This is a genomic window from Gimesia sp. (genome assembly GCF_048260065.1).
GTDB lineage: Bacteria > Planctomycetota > Planctomycetia > Planctomycetales > Planctomycetaceae > Gimesia.
This window is the reverse complement of the sequence record NZ_JBLXHC010000012.1, coordinates 247997-266505: the sequence shown is the minus strand read 5'-3', so window position 1 is coordinate 266505 and position 18509 is coordinate 247997. Positions and strand designations below refer to the sequence as shown.

At 49.1% G+C, this 18509-nt stretch carries 17 protein-coding genes; 10 read left to right on the top strand and 7 right to left on the bottom strand.

Annotated features, from left to right (window positions below; all coding sequences use genetic code 11):
* The first annotated feature begins 118 nt into the window (after nucleotides 1–118).
* The 3 genes from rfbC to ACN0YN_RS21940 are packed head-to-tail and all read left to right on the top strand — an operon-like array spanning nucleotide 119 to nucleotide 2400.
* Nucleotides 119–667, top strand: a complete 549-nt coding sequence (gene rfbC / locus ACN0YN_RS21950; RefSeq protein ID WP_417387168.1) for a dTDP-4-dehydrorhamnose 3,5-epimerase — start codon at nucleotides 119–121, stop codon at nucleotides 665–667.
* Nucleotides 664–1698: a 4-hydroxythreonine-4-phosphate dehydrogenase PdxA gene (gene pdxA / locus ACN0YN_RS21945; protein ID WP_417387167.1), complete on the top strand. Its 1035-nt coding sequence runs from the start codon at nucleotides 664–666 to the stop codon at nucleotides 1696–1698. The genes rfbC and pdxA overlap by 4 nt, the downstream gene beginning before the upstream one ends.
* Before the next feature lie 33 nt (nucleotides 1699–1731).
* Entirely contained in the window at nucleotides 1732–2400 is a 669-nt protein-coding gene (locus tag ACN0YN_RS21940; RefSeq protein ID WP_417387166.1) for a histidine phosphatase family protein, read from the top strand.
* 16 nt (nucleotides 2401–2416) lie between these two features.
* On the opposite strand, the gene ACN0YN_RS21935 is transcribed toward ACN0YN_RS21940, so the two are convergent.
* On the bottom strand, nucleotides 2417–3820 hold the full coding sequence (locus ACN0YN_RS21935; RefSeq protein WP_417387165.1) for a pectate lyase: 1404 nt from the start codon (nucleotides 3818–3820) through the stop codon (nucleotides 2417–2419).
* Between the two features lie 92 nt (nucleotides 3821–3912).
* Nucleotides 3913–6027, bottom strand: a complete 2115-nt coding sequence (locus tag ACN0YN_RS21930; protein ID WP_417387164.1) for an FAD-dependent oxidoreductase — start codon at nucleotides 6025–6027, stop codon at nucleotides 3913–3915.
* A 283-nt stretch (nucleotides 6028–6310) separates the two neighbouring features.
* On the opposite strand from ACN0YN_RS21930, the gene ACN0YN_RS21925 reads away from it, so the two are divergent.
* Entirely contained in the window at nucleotides 6311–6790 is a 480-nt protein-coding gene (locus ACN0YN_RS21925; protein ID WP_417387163.1) for a hypothetical protein, read from the top strand.
* A 23-nt stretch (nucleotides 6791–6813) separates the two neighbouring features.
* On the opposite strand, the gene ACN0YN_RS21920 is transcribed toward ACN0YN_RS21925, so the two are convergent.
* On the bottom strand, nucleotides 6814–7359 hold the full coding sequence (locus tag ACN0YN_RS21920) for a gamma-glutamylcyclotransferase family protein (protein WP_417387162.1): 546 nt from the start codon (nucleotides 7357–7359) through the stop codon (nucleotides 6814–6816).
* 427 nt (nucleotides 7360–7786) lie between these two features.
* On the opposite strand from ACN0YN_RS21920, the gene ACN0YN_RS21915 reads away from it, so the two are divergent.
* The 5 genes from ACN0YN_RS21915 to ACN0YN_RS21895 all read left to right on the top strand — a co-directional run bounded on the left by ACN0YN_RS21915 (nucleotide 7787) and on the right by ACN0YN_RS21895 (nucleotide 13115).
* Complete coding sequence (locus ACN0YN_RS21915) at nucleotides 7787–9823, top strand: PAS domain-containing protein (protein WP_417387161.1); 2037 nt, start codon at nucleotides 7787–7789, stop codon at nucleotides 9821–9823.
* A 61-nt stretch (nucleotides 9824–9884) separates the two neighbouring features.
* The gene (locus tag ACN0YN_RS21910) at nucleotides 9885–10925 is read left to right on the top strand and encodes a TauD/TfdA family dioxygenase (RefSeq protein ID WP_417387160.1); all 1041 of its coding nucleotides are present in this window, start codon (nucleotides 9885–9887) and stop codon (nucleotides 10923–10925) included.
* Nucleotides 10926–11051: 126 nt separating this feature from the next.
* Nucleotides 11052–11558, top strand: a complete 507-nt coding sequence (locus ACN0YN_RS21905; RefSeq protein ID WP_417387159.1) for a YbaN family protein — start codon at nucleotides 11052–11054, stop codon at nucleotides 11556–11558.
* A gap of 257 nt (nucleotides 11559–11815) precedes the next feature.
* Nucleotides 11816–12739: a TIM barrel protein gene (locus ACN0YN_RS21900; RefSeq protein ID WP_417387158.1), complete on the top strand. Its 924-nt coding sequence runs from the start codon at nucleotides 11816–11818 to the stop codon at nucleotides 12737–12739.
* 1 nt (nucleotide 12740) lies between these two features.
* Nucleotides 12741–13115, top strand: a complete 375-nt coding sequence (locus ACN0YN_RS21895) for a DUF2237 family protein (protein ID WP_417387157.1) — start codon at nucleotides 12741–12743, stop codon at nucleotides 13113–13115.
* A 92-nt stretch (nucleotides 13116–13207) separates the two neighbouring features.
* Here the strand turns inward: ACN0YN_RS21895 and ACN0YN_RS21890 are convergent, their stop codons facing one another.
* From ACN0YN_RS21890 to ACN0YN_RS21875, 4 genes are all read right to left on the bottom strand, one after another.
* Nucleotides 13208–14413 carry a PQQ-dependent sugar dehydrogenase gene (locus ACN0YN_RS21890; protein WP_417387156.1) on the bottom strand — a complete coding sequence of 402 codons (1206 nt, stop codon included), beginning with the start codon at nucleotides 14411–14413 and terminating at the stop codon, nucleotides 13208–13210.
* A 135-nt stretch (nucleotides 14414–14548) separates the two neighbouring features.
* Nucleotides 14549–15751, bottom strand: coding sequence for an NPCBM/NEW2 domain-containing protein (locus ACN0YN_RS21885; protein ID WP_417387155.1), 1203 nt, complete (start codon nucleotides 15749–15751; stop codon nucleotides 14549–14551).
* 32 nt (nucleotides 15752–15783) lie between these two features.
* Nucleotides 15784–16773: a prenyltransferase/squalene oxidase repeat-containing protein gene (locus ACN0YN_RS21880; RefSeq protein WP_417387154.1), complete on the bottom strand. Its 990-nt coding sequence runs from the start codon at nucleotides 16771–16773 to the stop codon at nucleotides 15784–15786.
* 217 nt (nucleotides 16774–16990) lie between these two features.
* A complete protein-coding gene (locus tag ACN0YN_RS21875; RefSeq protein ID WP_417387153.1) occupies nucleotides 16991–17239 on the bottom strand; it encodes a hypothetical protein in 249 nt (82 codons plus the stop codon).
* A gap of 454 nt (nucleotides 17240–17693) precedes the next feature.
* Here ACN0YN_RS21875 and ACN0YN_RS21870 point away from each other — a divergent pair, with 454 nt between their 5' ends.
* A complete protein-coding gene (locus ACN0YN_RS21870) occupies nucleotides 17694–18509 on the top strand; it encodes a phosphoribosylformylglycinamidine synthase subunit PurQ (RefSeq protein ID WP_417387152.1) in 816 nt (271 codons plus the stop codon).

The window sequence follows — 18509 nt, the reverse complement described above, 5'->3', positions numbered from 1 at the left end:
CAGACTCTTAGCATTGCTTTTATCCAACAGAAAATTCGCTATTATTAGCCCACGTCTACTATTTTCAACATGTGTCTCGAAAAAGCCCGTCTCCTCTCAAGAAAGAATTTGTTGTCATATGGACATACAACAGACAGAATTCCCCGGCCTGGTGATCATTACTCCCCGCGTCTTTTCTGACGATCGTGGTTTCTTTAAAGAGACCTTCCAGCAGGAACGTTACGAACAGGCAGGAATACCGGGACCTTTTGTACAGGACAACCACTCGCGGTCCTCCGCTGGTATTCTGCGTGGATTACATTTTCAGATTCAGCGTCCTCAGGGCAAACTGGTTTTTGCGGTGGAGGGTGAAATTCTGGATGTCTGTGTTGACCTCAGAAAGAGTTCTCCCACGTTTGGGAAATCGATCTCTGTTCTGTTGTCAGCAGAAAATCACAAGCAACTCTACGTACCAGCCGGATTTGCCCACGGCTTTTATGTCATCAGCCCGCGTGCTGACTTCATGTATAAATGCACCGACTATTATTTTCCTGAACACGAGCGGACCCTGCTCTGGAATGATCCTGAACTGGGAATTGAATGGCCGCTGACGGGTGAACCCATCCTGTCGGAAAAAGACCGAAAAGGACTCCCTTTGTCCGAGTGTGAAGTATTCGAATCACTATGAAATTGCCCCTCATCGCTTTAACAATGGGTGACGTCTCAGGCATTGGTCCGCAGTTACTGGACGTGCTCTGCAGCGGTTCGGAAATCTTTCAGATCTGTCGCCCTGTCGTATACGGGAATGCTGCTGTTCTCCAGCGAGCCTCACAACAATCCGGTTCGGAACTGCAGGTCCGCGAAATCGAATCCATTTCAGAAAGTCTGAAATTCCAACCGGGAATCGCAAACTGTATTGATCGTGGAAAATCGGAAGTTGCCGATGCCATTCCCTGTGAAATCGATGCGCGTTCAGGCCAGGGGGCCTATGATTATCTGGTAAGTGCCATTGATGATTGCCTGTCCGGACAAATGGATGGCATCACGACGGCTCCTCTGAATAAGGAATCGCTCCGGCTGGCGGGTATTGAATATCCCGGTCACACCGAAATACTGGCTGATCGCTGCGGGGTCGCAGACTTTGGGATGATGCTCTATCTACCCCATGGTACAGCGATCCAGCCTCCTGCCGGCCTGGGAATTGTCCACACTACTTTACACACATCAATTGCCAGCGTTCCCGGATTACTCAACACCGATGCGATCTTTGAAAAAATCAGACTGATCTCGGGCCTGATGCAGAAAATGGGAGCAGCAAAACCTCGAGTCGCTGTCTGTGCTCTGAATCCACACGCCGGTGAACATGGTCTGTTCGGCGATGAAGAAGCGCGTATCATCGCCCCCGCGGTTGAACGGGCCATAAAATCGGGACTGGATGCGACCGGACCGTTGCCTGCTGACACTCTGATTCGCAGAGCCGTCCATGGTGAGTTCGATGCGGTGGTTGCCATGTACCACGATCAGGGACATATCCCCTTCAAACTGCTTGGCTTTGACCAGGCAGTCAACATCACGCTGGGACTGCCGATTGTCAGAACCAGCCCCAGCCATGGTACCGCCTTTGATATCGCCTGGACTAATATTGTTCCAGAGACACGAGGTATCATCGAAGCGGTCAAAGCTGCTGCCAGACTGTCTCAGCATCAGGGAAACCGGTAAGAGATCGTTAATTTATTTTCGACAGGACCAAAAATGAAACCTCCCAAAATGGTGCCTCAACCGGAAGCTGATGCCACCAACCTGCTGTTGATCCGCCATGGCGCCACCCCTCCTAATGAACAAATTCCTTTCATCCTCCAGGGGTGTGGCATTAACCCCAGTTTGAGTGAATCGGGACAAAAGCAGGCTGCTGCGTTGAGCCAGTTTCTTGCTGCCACCAGTCCTATCCACCATGTCTACTGCAGCCCGATGATCCGTGCCCGGGAAACTGCTGAAGCGGTCTGTAAACCTCTCGACCTGACTCCTCAGGAAGTGTTTGAGATTCATGAATGCGATGTCGGTCTCTGGGAGGGAAAATCCTGGGACATCATCATGGCGGAGTTTCCGGACGCATATGAGGCTTTCATGCATGACCCCTATCAGAATCGCTACGAAGGGGGAGAATCTTACGGCGATGTGCTCAAGCGGGTAGAACCGGCAATCCAGAGTCTGCTGGACCGACATCTGGGAGAAACGATTGCCGTGGTCGCGCACAACGTGGTCAACCGGGTTTATCTGGCGCGCGTGCTGGGGCTGGAAATCAGTAAAGCCAAAGAGATTGCGCAGACAAATACCGGAATCAATCTGATCCGCTATCAGCAGGGAGAAACGAAAGTCATCACGATGAACTCCATCTTCCACCTGAATGGAGTTCCTCACTGATTTCGTCGCCAGCCTCTCAATTGGTTTTGAGCAACTCCAGATAAGCACTGAGTGTCTGCAGGTTTTCACTGAAGACTTCACTGGCGATATACTGGCTGTTCACCGGAAATTTTGGCTGTCCTACCAGACGCTCTCCGGTACTGATACTGATCCAGCGAGCTTGAGAGTCCAGCTCTTTCAAGATCGTTTTGACACGGGTTGAAAGCTCACGCTGGCTGGATTGTGAGTTCTGCTCCTTTCCCGACTTCAGCAAATTGTATTCACGCTGCAGTTGAGAAAGTTTCGATTCAATCTTCCAGCCATAGTGACGGGGCAGATCGGAATCATCATATGTCAGGCTGTAATTCTTTCCACTCCGCGTCATATACAGTGGACGATTCGTTTTGAGTTCGTAGTAGCGGGCCAGTTGACCATCCGGTAGCTGCGATTTTTTCAACCAGGCTAACGCAGCTGGAATTGGCTTCAGGTACTTCTCATCACCGCCACTGAACTGATAGATCTTCATCAGCGTCTCGATCACATCCTGGGTCTCTCCTCCTGTAACTGCAGGCGGCTCAAAGCGACGTGCCCAGATGGGTTGCATCTCGTAGTTGTACTGTTGCGCCCAGGCAGTCTGAGGTTGAGGAAGCTGTGAAACAATCAGAAATTCGCCCAGTTTCAAAACAGCCTGTTGATATCGCGGATCCTTATAAATTTCATATGCATCGATCAGTACAGTCGAAACATAACCGGCCAGTCCATCGTTCAAAGTATAATAGTCCCAGTAATTCTTGATTCGACCTTCAGTTCGCCAGTCGTATTCGGGAAAGTTCCCTGCTTTCGGAGCCACTTTTTCGACGGGTTCTGTCCAGACCTGGGGAAAAGCGCCGACCGGAAACTGAGCAGCGAGTAACGCATTCAAAGCAATTTCAGCAGCTTCGTGAATTTTCTGATTCTGAAACTGATGCGCCTGATCAACGTGAATCAGCAGGCGGATCGCAGATTGAGTAATACCATCGTCGAGGGTCGAATTGTTACGCCCCCTGCCTTTTCCATTTCGATATTCCGCAGTCAACTTGCTCTTCGGATTAAACTCGACTGAATTGGTCCATCCGCCAGACTTCAACTGACCGTAAACCAGAGCCAGCGCGGCATCAGTCGCCGCATCCAGATAAAACCTGTCTCCCGTAGCCTTGTAGGCAGCCAGATAGGCCAACCCGACTGTAGGAGTTCCGGGTGGCTGTACCCAGACCTGATCCGGACCGGCTTTGCCTTCGCCCCAGCGCTCACGCAGATCCAGGCTGTAGTAATAGACGTAACCTCCGTGAACGGCGAGCTTGTCACGAAAAAACTCACTCGACTTCCGCATGGCAAGAGTGACGTTTTCTTTTGAATCGAGCTCAGCGGCTGAGACTAGCCGATCACCAGAACTGTTTGACATCGACAGAATCAAAAACAACAGAAGCGGTAGACCTATATTTTTCTTTAGCACTACTGACTCCTCTTAATCGATTTTGAGATGAAAACGATTTATTACTTTTTCACAGGCACCCACTGAACCGCATCTATGATCACATACCCGTCGGCACCTGCATTAGAGACTTCGACAGTAGCCGGCTGATCCGGAGTAAATTCATATTTTCCCAGAGATATAAACAGTCCCTCCAGTGGCGGCATTTTCTTCTGGTTGATGGTACGGGTTTCAGTGCCCTTCGCATGCTGCAGCTTTACCTTCACCTGAGAACTGCGGTTCCCATTCGGAGTGTAGGCATAACGCACTTCATAACGTCCCGCCTGAGGAACCTTCGTTTCAAATCGGGCAACCGCTTTTCCATCACGGGTGTTGGATTCATGACTGTAACTGGAACCGATGAACTTTTTCGCGGAACGACTGGTTGTCCAGTTTCCAGTGAGTTTTGCCTGAGTGTCATCCAGGACGATTCCTTTTAAGGTATCCGGATTCACTCCGTTCTTTCCGTATTTGACCTCAGGAGGCGCTTCCAGAACCTGCCCTTCTTTAATCAGTTGAGCTTTCAACGTGTCATAAGGCACATCCTGCACATCCAGATTCTGGTCGAGGGCGATTCCCGCTGCCGTCGCTGCAGAATGCCCCAGAATCATAAAGACGGGTTCCATGCGGATTGATCCAAAGGCAATATGCGAACTGGATACACAGACCGGCACCAGCAGGTTGGCACACTCCCCTTTTTTCGGCACCAGGCTGCCATAGGCAATTTCATAGGGACCACGCGTCGATACTCCGATGTCCCCCTCGTTCTGCACGTAACCTTCCGGTGTCACATACCGCTGCACGTTATGCGAATCCATCGTATACGATCCCATGCCGACCGAATCGGGTGTGGGACGTTTTTTCACAAGTTCATTTTCCGTCATCACAAACTGGCCGATCATGCGTCGGGCTTCGCGAATATAGAGCTGATGTGGCCAGTTTCCGTTATCGGTAAACTCATCTTTCGCCAGCCCCCACTTGCGCATTTTCTGTTGAACTTCCCTGGGAACACGGGGATCATTGGCAATAAAATAGAGCCAGCCCTGCTGATACGTAGTGTGTTCCTGGATTATTTCTTTTCGTCGCTCGTATGAGGCTTCCGGGTAATCATAATTGTAGCCGATGTTATCTGTACTCATCGGGCCGTGATTGTTCGTATCCGTTTTAAAATTCGGAATCGGGTCGAACTTGGCAAAGGTATCTCTCCAACCGGCATCATAAATACGTAGTAGCAGTTCATACTGAGACGGATCGTATCCCTTTGGTTTTGGGAAGGGAACGCGGTTCTCCTCATGATTGGTCAGGCACATGCGAAAGCAGTAGGCCTGGATTTTATCATCACCCGAACCATACTTCCCGGGATCAGCACCACTGATGCGCGGGAGTAAGCCACTGGCAGGATCGCCTGGAGTTTTATAGGGACTGATTTTTTCTTTGACCGCATTCGGACCGAAATGGTGCCGGTGATGCAACACGCCTGTCTGGACGCCATTCCACTCTTCTCCATAGACGCTGGTGGCTTCTCGCCCGACATGATAACTCACACCTGCGGCGGCCAGCAGATCCCCTTCGTATGTCGCATCGATAAAGATCCGACCTGCGAATGTTTTGCCATTGAGCGTTGTGATAGAACTGATTTTGTCCCCGGTCTTTTTCACGCCCTGTTTACGGTCCAGCCATTCGTCACGGTAAACGGGAATCTGGTACTCTTTCACAAAATCTTCGAAGACCTGTTCGGCAACATGCGGTTCGAAAATCCACATTGTCCGTTGTTCGCCGTCAATCGCAGGCGTTCCCTGACCTTTATCGCCATACTGTTCGCGTTTCTGCCACTGCCAGGCTTCGGGGGACTGATAGTGTTTCCAGACACGATGATAAAATTCCCGTGCGAGTCCACCAATCACGGCTTTATTCCCCGTGTCCGTCCAACCCAGGCCACCGCTTGACAGTCCCCCCAGATGTTGATCGGGACAGACGATAACAACAGATTTCCCCAGGCGTTTTGCCTGAACGGCAGCCGTGACTGCTCCGGAAGTACCGCCATAGATGACGATATCATACTCTTCTGCTGCAGAAACCGTTTGAGTTAAAAAGGTCAGGCACAGGCAGCCCGCGATGAGGTGACGAACGAAATTCATTGGACGTATTTCTCCAGGTTGTAAAGCTCACTAATTCTTTTGCAATGGTTCATCTCAATTTGAGCCTTACATTCTACAGAAGAGTCAAACCAATACAAAGCGAGAAGTCGAATTCACATCTTCGTTAATGTAGGAATCTGATTTGAAAGAAGACTAAGAAACAGATCACCTGTTCCATGATTTTCCTGATTGATCATAACAGGAGTGATTGATTTGATTCCCGAGGAAGATTGAGACATACTATTCGCTTCACGCTTAGGAAGTAGAACTCACTGGATCAGGAATGACAGAAGAACTCACCGCTTACCACGAAGCAGGCCATGTCCTGATCGCCGTTTACGCTGGAGCCCGGGTCCATTCTGTTACTGTAGATCCCGACTGGGATGATGGTCCGGAGCGTTATGGCGATGCACAGATTTCCTGGCCTGAAGGAGCATTCAATCAGAAAACCGGTCTCGAAAAAGCAGTCCTCGTCGCCTTAGCGGGTCCTGTTGCAGAAATGATCCATACCGGCGACCCGTTTCACCCGGCACTTGTATCCGAATGGTCGGGGGACTGGCAGCAGGCCTGGCAGGCAGCGGCGGCGCTGGTTCCCCAGCGCGAAGCACGGATGCAATATCTCGAAAAACAAACTATCAGCCTGTACCACCTGCTCAGGGAAGATTCTTACTGGTCCGCGATTGGAGACCTGGTCGACCAGTTGCTGGCACACGAGACACTGGAAGAAGAAATGATTTACGAAATCATCTCACACTGGCTTTGACGACAAAAAACACGTTCGGGATGTCAATCTGCCTGCTTCCCCGGTAATGACTCCCGAATTTCCCTTAACAAAGCCTGATAGCGTGCTGACCGTTCTTTATCGGGATCTTCAATCATTTTGACAGCCCGGATCAATTCCTGATACTCTGAGGGAAATTGATGAAAGCAGATCCCCTGCAGTACGAATTCATGGTACCAGTCAAACGGCCGTAGTTGAGGGTCAATGAACTCACCCATTGCCTGATAGGTATAAACGGAGAGGCTCTGGTTGTCGCCTGACACAACTTCTGTATTGAGAATCTGATAGCCTTTTCCCAGCGACTCATATTCATCGAGTATTCTTTTTTGTTCTGGTGAAATCTGGTAAACCACACCCCAGACTGATGAGTCTGCTTCCGCAGCTAAGACGATGTCGCATTTTCCCGAGGCATCGAGTCCTGCTTTGTGAAAACAGAGTTGCGCCCCCTTCAGCTGTGCCACAGCCTGTAACTGACATACTCCGATTCTTGACTGCAGGCGCAAAGGATGCAGGTTTGATCCATAAGCAAAATAATTAAGAGTCTGCTTCATCAACTTGCCCCTGATCTGCTTAATAACACATAGCAGTTAACTGATATGATACAAGGAATTGTAACTGATTCGCCTCCTGTCATTTTAGTACACTGATCTCGCTGAGAACCAGACAGGTTAAGGAGGGGAAAACTCGACAAGGCAGACGTTATGTCTCAATTGATCCCCCTAATTATTCCAATTGTTAAATCAGAGCCGTTTCCCGTTTTTTTTAACTGGAAATCAAGTGAAATACCTCATGATTTCTACAACGAAATATTTCTTTCACCACCAGAATCAGCAGGCGGCTGAGGTGATTCCATTAATTAAAGCTCATTTACTTGCAAGCCTGGTTCGGGTAAGAAAAAAGTCAAGATATACACAGAATTAGTAGAGTATTAGGAGAGATAATACTTGAGTAACTCCAAAGCTCTTACAGGATTGATTCATGACTCTCCCCCCCACATCGGAACCCTCTCAGATCTGTAGTAACAAAGGTCTACTGTTCTGGACTACGAATTCAGATCAGCAGTTTGATTTATTTAATCAGGCATGGCTACTGTTCACAAATAGTACGCTGGAACAAAACCTTAACGAGGGCTGGCAGCAGTTCATTCATCCTGATGATTTGAATGGATTTCTTCAGTCCTGGCGAGAAGCGTACGAAACTCAGAAAGCGTTTCAATGTGAATATCGACTGAAACGGTATGACGGACATTATCGCCGGTTCCAATGCCATGCTGACCCGCGTCCCTCTGCTTCTCGAGAATTTTCCGGCTTCATCGCTACCAGTTTTGATCTGTTACAGCGCGATCAGCAGATTGAATCCATCAGAAATAATAGAAAACATCTTGAAGGTCTGTTGAATTGCTCCTCGCAGGCAATCTGGGACTGGTACGATCTGAATTCGACTGAGCAATGGTGGTCTCCCCGCTTTTATGAGCTGATTGGTTACCGGAACCAGGAAATCGAGTCCAGCATGGAAACGTTCAAACTTCTGCTTCACCCCGACGATTTGAAGGCAACTCTTCAAGCCTTTGATGACGCCTTAAGCAAAAATACCGGTTTTGATCTGGAGTACCGCCTGCGTATTAAGGGAGGTACTTATCGCTGGTTTCATGGATTCTCAAAAATACTTTGCAATGAATCAGGTCAGACAGTCAGAATGACCGGATGCATGACTGATATCCACCGACGGGTGCAGGCCGAAGAAGAATTAAAACGTACACAGCAGGAAGCAAAACTGGCAATCGAGGAAAAGAAGAATTTTCTGGCGATGATGAGCCGCGAAATTCGAACACCTCTCACTGCAATACTGGGTTTTTCAGAGATGATCCTTGAATCTGCCCAGGATCCATTTACTCATACATCAGCTGAAACCATTCACATTAATGGAGAATATCTTCTGAAATCAGTGAACGACTTTCTGGATCTGTCAAAAATCGAAGAAGGACGGTTTGACATGGAGTTACTGGAATGTGCTCCGATGACTGTAATCGAAAATGTTCATGCCCTGATGAGTCGAAAAGCAGCACTCAAAGAAATTCCCTTCAACGTCACTCTTGAAAATGAGCTGCCGGAGTCAATCAAGTCCGACCCGATTCGTCTCAAGCAGATTCTGTTAAACGTACTGCGACTGACAATCAAATTTGCCGGTACAGAAAGTATTGATCTGAAAATCAGTTCCGATTTGAATCCTGAAGGGAAACAAATTCTGTCATTCAAGGTGATCTTCAAAAACAAAGAAATTGAACATTCGCATCTGCAGCAGCTCTTTGCCTGCACACAACTGGAAGAGGCGATCATGCCTGGCCTCGACAGTGGAACGGGACTGGGGCTGCTTGTCTGTCGACAACTGGCAACTTTACTGGGAGGTCAGATCTCAACGAAACACCATGTACGAAATAAATCTCTGATTTCCATAGACATCACGATCGCCACGGGTAATTTCCGGGCAGAAAAAAGGCAGCTGTTTTATGCGCCCGGACTTATCCGGGAAACTCAAACCACTATAGTGAGTGATGAACTTCTCAATCCGAACATCAGAATCCTGCTGGTAGAAGATGGTATCTATAATCAACGCCTGATCAAATTTCTGTTGAATAAAGCGGGAGCAGATGTGAAGGTTGTCGAAAATGGTAATCAGGCACTGGCTGAAATCCAGAACGCCACATCGGACGGTGAAATCGGTGCCACTTATGATCTGATTCTGATGGATATTCAGATGCCGATTCTGGATGGATATTCGACAACACGTCAAATACGCTCTCTGGGCTTCACCAAACCCATCATTGCTCTAACCGTGAATGTCATGGCAGGGGATCGTGAAAAATGTATTAAAGCCGGTTGTGATGAATATCTCAGTAAGCCGATTGACCGCAAGCGACTCATTGAAACAATCAATCGTTGTCTGAAAATGGAAAACGAGAAAAAGCGGTTTCTTCAATCAACGGCAGGAAATGAGCAGGCAACTTTTCTCCACTGAATCAATCTGTTAAAATCAATTCAACCCCTTAGTGTTCTGATTTCGAAGGAGATGATTCAGCGTGAGTGACCAGCAGACTGCCGACGATCTACCGGCAGCGTTTTCCATACCGGCAGCCTGGAAAGGCGATGAATTATTCACCCGTGATGACTGGCGAGTCACTTTAACACAACATCATCTGGATGACCTCCAGCAGGCGCTCGATACACTCTCCAACGAAAATCTGAAACCGGAACAAATCACATCAGCCCGTTTTCCCCTTCCGCATCTCGGGCCTGTTTTACAAAAAATTCAGCAACAACTGGAAACCGGTTCGGGAGCCTGCCAGCTGCAACGCCTGCCGGTCGAAAACTATTCTGCTAACGAACTGGAATTGCTGTTCTGGTTGATCTCAGATCATCTGGGCACTCCGGTTTCACAAAGCGCAAGTGGTGAAAAGATCTTCCATGTAAGAGACGAAGGCTATCAGGTCGGGCAGAAAGAAGCACGCGGCCCCAACACACGCAAACGCTTAAGCTTCCATACAGACCGCTGTGACGTGATCGGTTTTCTCTGCCTGCAGCAGGCACTTTCAGGAGGAAACAATCAGCTGGTCAGTTCTGTTTCCCTGTTCAACGAAATGCGTCAGCGTTATCCCGAACTGACGAAAACCCTGATGCAGCCTTATTATTATCTCCGACATAATGTCGATACAGGAAATCAGAAACCGTTCTGCCAGCAACCGGTCTTCTCTGTCCAAAACGGACATTTTGCCGGCAGTTTTTTACGGGTTCTGATTGAACGTGCTTATGCCGCGCCAGAACTTCCCGATATGACATCGCAACAGCGAGAGGCGCTGGACCAGTTGGAAGCGGTAGCCGAATCTCCCGAATTCAGTGTCACCTTCCGGCAGGAACCGGGTGACTTGCTCTTCCTGAACAACTGGGTCACATTTCATCGTCGTGATGACTTTGAAGACGCGGAAGAACCGCATTTGAAACGACATTTACTGCGCGTCTGGTTAGCTGTTCCCAACAGTCGCCCTTTGAACCCGCTGTTTGCAGACAATTATGGTAACACGGAAGCCGGTGCAGTCCGCGGAGGCATGTTGCCTTCCCGTTGAAATGATCTTCGGAATGTTGCGGGATCTGCCTCACTATATCCCCCTTGATTCGGGCTTGTGACAGACCGGGATTCCGTTAAAATTCAGAATCCTTCTGTTTCTGTTCCTGTTCAGATCTTGAATCACATGATTCGTAATTCGCAGCCGCAAGATGACCTCTCTCGTGAATCCGATCAAAGCGGACACACGTTCGAGCGCATTGTCTTAGACGAGATTCATCCTGATTTTCTCGACACTCTGGATCAATCAGCGGTTCCGACTGTAACCGGCGTTAGAAAAATCATCTACCTCATCCTGGCTGCCCTGTTTTTTATCCTGGGTGTACTGGGGGTTGCCTTACCCGTTCTGCCAACCACACCTTTTCTCTTACTGACCAGTTATTTTCTCATCAGAACCTCTCCGCGATTAAATGCTGCACTGCTGCGGTCGCCTGTTCTGGGACAGGTTCTGAAAGAATGGCAACAGGATGGAGGCGTGCGTCTGAGTGTCAAAATCCAGGCGATCTCAATTGTAGTTCTCGTCATTGCAGCCACATTGCTGTTTTCGCCACTTTCTATCCTGCTGAAATCGCTGCTGGTAATTCTGGCCTGCATTGGAATCGTGGTCGTAATTCGGCTTCCCGGTCTCTCCTGATAAAACTCAACAGTACACTGAGTTTCCTGATTCCAGATACCCTGACTAACTTTGATTCGGGACGATTGAATCCTTACAAAATCGGGTGCATCCTCTACCCGTTTTGACTAGAATAAGCCCAGCGATTCAACATTCACTTGAGTCCAGTATGACATTCATGTCTCAAAAACATTGGATTCGAATCTTAATCATTCTATGAATGGCATCATTGATTCAGACGCATACCAGCATTAATTCCACAACAAGGAGTCCAGAAGATGCAACGTCGAGATTTTCTGAAAAACAGTCTGGCAGCAGGGAGTGCTGCCCTCATAGCCGGAACTGCTGCTCAAGCAGCGGGAGAAGACCAGCCCAAACCATTCCAGCTCAAATACGCTCCCCACTTTGGCATGTTTAAAAATGCTGCCGGCGACGATCCCATTGATCAGCTGAAATTCGCCTCCGACCAGGGGTTCACCGCCTGGGAAGACAACGGCATGAAAAAGAAACCCAAAGAACTGCAGCAGAAAATTGCAGATACGATGGAAAAACTTAACATGCAGATGGGGGTCTTCGTCGCCCATGGCTCGATTGGCAAAACAACGTTCACCCGCAAGGACAAAGAAGTCTGGGATTCCGTTCTGAAAGACATCAAGGAATCGGTCGAAGTCGCCAAACGTGTCAATGCAAAATGGATGACCGTGGTTCCGGGAAATCTGGACGAAGGCCCTCGCAGTCGCCTGGCAGAAGGCTATCAGACGGCCAACGTGATCGAATTACTCAGACGCTGTGCCGACATCTTTGAACCACACGGCATGGTGATGGTCCTGGAACCATTAAACTGGTTTGCCAATCATGGCGGTGTATTCCTGCAGGGCTCTCCTCAGGCCTATGCGCTCTGTAAAGCAGTTGACAGCCCTTCCTGTAAAATTCTGTTTGACATTTATCATCAGCAGATCACCGAAGGAAACCTGATTGTCAACATCGACAACAGCTGGGATGAAATTGGCTATTTTCAATCCGGCGATAACCCGGGCCGTAAAGAACCGGGCACAGGCGAAATCAATTATCTGAATGTCTTCAAGCACATTCACTCCAAAGGATTTGACGGAATTATTGGAATGGAACATGGCAATTCCAAACCGGGCAAAGAAGGTGACATGGCCGTCATTGAAGCTTACAGAGAGGTAGACCGGTTCTAATATGACTCAGAAAAAAGCAAAAAATGTTCTCGGCACCGAACTGGAAACCTGTTCGATGGATCCTGTCACCGGATTTTATCGGGACGGCTGCTGTAATACAGGAGCGTCTGATATGGGGCTGCATACAGTGTGCATCGAAGCGACAGCAGAATTCCTGGAATTTTCAAAGGAACGTGGAAATGACCTGAGTACGCCGCATCCCATGTACGACTTTCCGGGCCTGAAACCGGGGGATCGCTGGTGCCTGTGCGTCGAACGCTGGAAAGAAGCACTCGAAGCAGGAATGGCACCACGAGTCAAACTGGAAGCCTGTCACATTTCAACACTCGAATTCGTCGACCTCGAAGATCTGCAGAAATACGCCGTCGAAGTCTGACGGTTCTGAATAACCTTCTCAGATAAAAAAACCACGGAGACCAACATCAGGGCTCCGTGGTTTTTTATTACACTCTGAATTTCGGGATTCCCCTACTTCGCTTTCAGCATGAAGATTTCGCTGAAGGAAGAAGTAAGAAACATTTCCCCGTTCTGATCGGTGCCGAACGTCATCACCGGGATACTGGGGGATTCAATCACGTGATTAGCGGTCACCTTCTTACTTTTGGCATCGTAGCTCAACGCCCAGAATTTCCCGGAGACATAATCACCGTAAATGTAGGATCCCACGATGGCGGGAATCGCTTTCCCACGATAAACCGAACCGCCAGTAATCGACTTGCCGACTTCATGATCGTATTCCCAGATCGGCTCAATCAAATGCTTGCGGGGTTCGACACCATTCAGCCCAAAAGGATGTTTCCCTTCGCGGACGGACCAACCGTAATTTCCGCCTTTGACGATCAGGTCAATTTCTTCCCAGACCCCTTGTCCGACATCGCCTGCCCACAGCACACCGGTTTTGGTATCGAAAGCAATCCGCCAGGGGTTACGTAATCCATACGCCCAGATTTCTTTACGGATGGTCGGGAAAGTTGCTTTCTTCCCGTCTTCGAACGGGTTGTCTTTGGGAATCGCGTAGTTCAATCCTTCCGACTTATGATCCACGTCAATCCGACAGATACTCCCCAGTACGCTGGAAAGGTTCTGTCCGTTATGGAAGGCATCCCCGCCTGCTCCGCCGTCCCCAAAAGCAATATACAGCATGCCATCCGGCCCGAAGACGATTGTTCCGCCATTATGATTCCAGGCAGGCTGTGCAACGCGCATCAGAACTTCTTCTGAATCGGCAGCCGCTTTATCGGGATTATCTTTGGAGACCTTAAAGCGGGAAATCACGGAATAATTATGGGATTTACCAGGCGTACTGTAGTAGACGAAAAATTCACCGTTGGTTTTGTAATTGGGGTGAAAAGCCAGTCCCAGCAAACCTTCTTCGTTCTTCTTATCGTGGTAAGAGACTCGTTCCGAAATATCGAGAAACAACTTCCCTTCTTCCAGATCTTCATCTTCGGGTGTATTGGGAACAACAAAGATCTTCCCTTTTTGAGCGGCGATAAACAGACGATTCGAATCATCGCCTGCATGCGTAATGACAATCGGCCGGTCAATTTTCAGGTAGGGAAATACTTTCACGATCTTTACAGGAGCCGGGGAAGTATCAACCTGTTCTTCAGCAACCAGCGATGGCGTGAGACACAGCGTAAACAATAACAGCAGTGTAGAAATTGATTTCATTAGATGTCTTCTTTGTAATGGTTTGGAATTAACAGGTGGGACAATCATGCGAAGCTGTCCACCAGAATAGAAAAAACAGTTCGATGATGCTACTGATTGACGAGTCAACTTTAGTGTGACATTCAAAAAACAGAATTACTGTTTTTGCAGCAGTACGGGACGCAGCCAGTTGACATGATCATCCATGTCTGCGTTCTTCCCAAACTCGACTTTCAGAATCAGTTCCTGAGCGCCAGTGACATCGATGCGCGGGACCTCTACCAGCCGCCTCTGGTTATCTGAAAGGGACTGCTGAAAAACGACGCGCTGATCCACCAGAATGAAAACATCCACGTCCCCCCGACCGGTCGTCGCTTCATCCAGACCAACCGCCGTCTGAAATCCTGCATACTTTCCATCCAGCTGATACTGTAACTCGCCTGCGCTATGCATCCCCAGACCAGAGAAATATTCTTTCCCCTCAGTGACCAGAGGACCGCGGAGTACATTGCGATTCCGTTCCCAGTTCCATTTCTGGCTGAAATAAGGAGTGAACCGGTATGCGGCAGGATCCAGATCGGTAACCGGAATCGACTTACCACCCCGAGGAGTAATTGTTTCGATCATACTCAGCGGACAGACAAGACTGGCACCGAATAAGGTCTTTGCCGAAACCGTTTCCTGACTCAATGCCAGTTCCGATACCGTCACACGCGTTCCGTTCGTCAGATTCAGAACATACCGCAGTTGTTTCGGCTGGGGAAAATTAACCAGTTCCGGATTAAAACAGAAACACTGAATCCCTCCGCGCGGAACGGAAGTTTCTCCTGCAGCTGAGTCAAAACGGAATGAGTTCTCGTTGAAACCGATGAACTCCCCTTGCAGATGATCTCCATTTTTCAGAAAGAAGAGATCATCATTTTGCTTCGGCCGGTCTGTTTTTTTCAGCAACTCGAGTTGTGTGAATCGCGACGCAGGCCAGTCAAAAAAAGCAGTCGTGACCGTTTCCAGAGGCACACGCCATTCCGGTTGCTCCGGAAGTGCATTCATTCGAATCAGCAGAAAATCGTCTTCAGAACGAACCAGATTCCCCCGAATGCGATCATTGTTTGCCAGAATCAGCATCCCCGTTTTTTTCCAGGGAAGGCGGGCATAGTCCAGATTGACACGGATGACATCAGCGGCTGCGACAGTCTTGCTCTCCGTCTTCAGTTGCAATGTCATCTGATTCTGCTTGATTTCTGTAAGCGTCCCTTTCAGTTTTTCACCACTGACCAGCTCCAGTTCCGCAGCCTGTACCGGATCCAGAAACGTAATTCCGATGAGCATGTATAAAATGAAGGGTACGACAGATCGCATGAGGTCACCAGAGACAATAAAAGCGAAACATTTCAACGCTGGAAGATCGGTATATTATTCCGGGGAATCTGTAAAACGATACACGACATGGCGGTACTGTATTCCACACAGTTGGAACTGTCCGGTCTCCAGCTGCCACTCGACATCTGCCCGGAGAGAAGCTCATCACGAATTGCGGAATACCAGCCTTCCCAGTAATTTCTCCCTGCCTGCCACATCGCCTGGACGGCATAGTATTGTCCGTAATAGTAGTGGCTGCCGCGAAAGTAACGCTGGTTCGGCAGATGCCGCATCAGGTACCCCAGTCCATTTTCGATTTCGGGGCCTTCATAGATGCCTGCACTGTATAAGGCAACAACGCCGGCAGCAGATCGGGGAAACTCACTCTCTGCCTGGCGAACCAGCTGGTAGCGAAATCCGCCATCCGGGTTCTGGCTCTGCTTTACATAATCGATACAGCGATCAATGACATCTTTGGAAATAAAGATCCCGCAATTGCGTGCCGCCCGCAGCGCCATGATCTGACAGACGGTCACAGAAAGGTCCGCGTCTTTACTCTCCGGCGTGTAACGCCAGCCCCCTTTGGAATTCTGCGATTTCACAATCAGCTCAACCGCCTTCTCCAGTTTAGCACGGACATCCTTACTGTGAGTCATTCCATAGACTTCCGCCAGAAATAACGTGGCAAATCCGTGACCGTACATCGGCCCATGAGAAATACTATCGGGGGAAATGATATAACCTGAAGGCTTGCAGGACGCCAGAATGAAATCAACGGCCTTCTGCACCTGGATTCCATACTTGCCCCTTCCGGGGGTATTTCCATCCGCGAGAAAAGCCATGCCACACAGTGCCGTCACCGCGACATTACTTTTGAAGGTGGAACCTGAACCAAAAGAACCATCAGAATGCTGGCGTTCCGCCAGAAACTGCAGACCACGACTGACGGCTGTTCGCGTTGGCAGGGTGTAATACTTCTTCCCCTGGGCATCGATGGAACGGTTAATCTCCGCCTGAGCCATCAAATTTGCCTGTCCCCCTGCGATCATAAGACCTGAAACAAGCAGGAGTCTCGCAATGAGAGTGCGAATGACTGGTCGTTGTTTGTTAAGAAAAAATCGATATCGCAAAATAGCCACTGACCCTGAACAGAGTTGAAAGCTTCGTCTCACTTACAGCATTGTACGATATGTCAGGGTAATGAAAAGCAGTAGTCAGGAAAAAGCGACACACATCCGATTATGGACGGATCACTTCCGGATACTTCGAATTGCCATCTGACAGTTGAGGCACAGGATGCAATGCCTCTCCCGGACGTGGCTGAACGTAAGGTCGTGTACGAATCGACTGTTCGATTGCCAGTCGAGACTCGGTCCGCTGTGTGCTGAAATCACGCGGCCGCACAACTCCTGGTCCCAAAGCACTGGAAGGGAGTGGATCTTCCAGTTCCAGCATTTTCCGTTCTTCCATTTTATCGCTGCGAGTCATTGCCTGGCGCCCCGAAAAAATACGGGAAATCCGCGTATTCGAGGCATTAATGCAGCCCGTACACACAGGCAGCAATAATGTGATCAGCAACAATCGAAAACAGGGATTCATAAAACAGGGTACTCAGAAAAAATCAGGCTGGTCCCCATGATGAGAATCAGGCCGGAACGGGCTCTGGGATAAGGTAAGAACTATAACAGATGCCACATACGCCGAATAGACCGGTTTTTCACACATCTGTAACCGTTTCTTTGTCATAACTTACTCGTATTTCTATATTTATGAATGTACAATCATGATCACGACTCTGGGGATCAGGAAAACCTGCTTTTTCGAATGGTAAGCTGCTGCTGACGCTGGAAGTAAAGCCGAATTCGGAATAGCATCCTCAGTAACGAAGCACTATGACTTCGCAAATCGAAATTGAATTGGAATAAGGATGAATTCTGCTCTTATGTCTACTCCTCCCAAAGTTTGTGTGTTACGTGCCCCGGGCACCAACTGCGATATCGAGACAGCACATGCATTTGATTTGTGCGGAGCCGAATCAACGCGGATTCATCTGTTAAAACTTCTGGAAAACCCCAGCCAACTGAACGACTATCAGATCCTCTGCCTGCCAGGAGGTTTCAGTTATGGTGACGATGTGGGAGCTGGCGTCATCTTCGCCAGTCATCTTCAGGGGCAACTGGCTGATGTGATTGGCAACTTCCTCGCGGCAGATAAACTGGTTCTGGGCATCTGTAACGGATTTCAGGTTCTGCTCAAAGCGGGAATCCTGCCCGGCGGTGCAACGGGCTGGCCTCCCCAGGCTGAAAAGTCCCGCGATGCCACACTCACCTGGAACACAAATGGAAAATACACATCTCTCTGGGTCAACCTGGGAGTCGTAGCGCCACAAAATGTGTTCCTGCAGGGAATCGATCAGATCGAACTGCCGATCGCACACGCCGAAGGTCGCATTGCCGTCAGCGATCCTGCCATCATTGAAGGCTGGAAGGAGAATCAACAGATCGCCATGTGTTACCGGACAGCCGGGGATGCAGAAACGACACTGCAGGAAGAAATTCTTCCCTACCCGGTGAACCCGAACGGCTCTGCTTATAACATTGCCGCTTTGAGTGATCCTGCCGGTCGCGTACTGGGATTGATGCCTCATCCGGAACGATTCCTGTTTGCCACACAGCATCCGCAGTGGACGCGTCTGGGACTCACCGGTGAAGGGGCCGGCATGCAGCTCTTCCGCAATGCCGTCAATTACTTCGCGTAG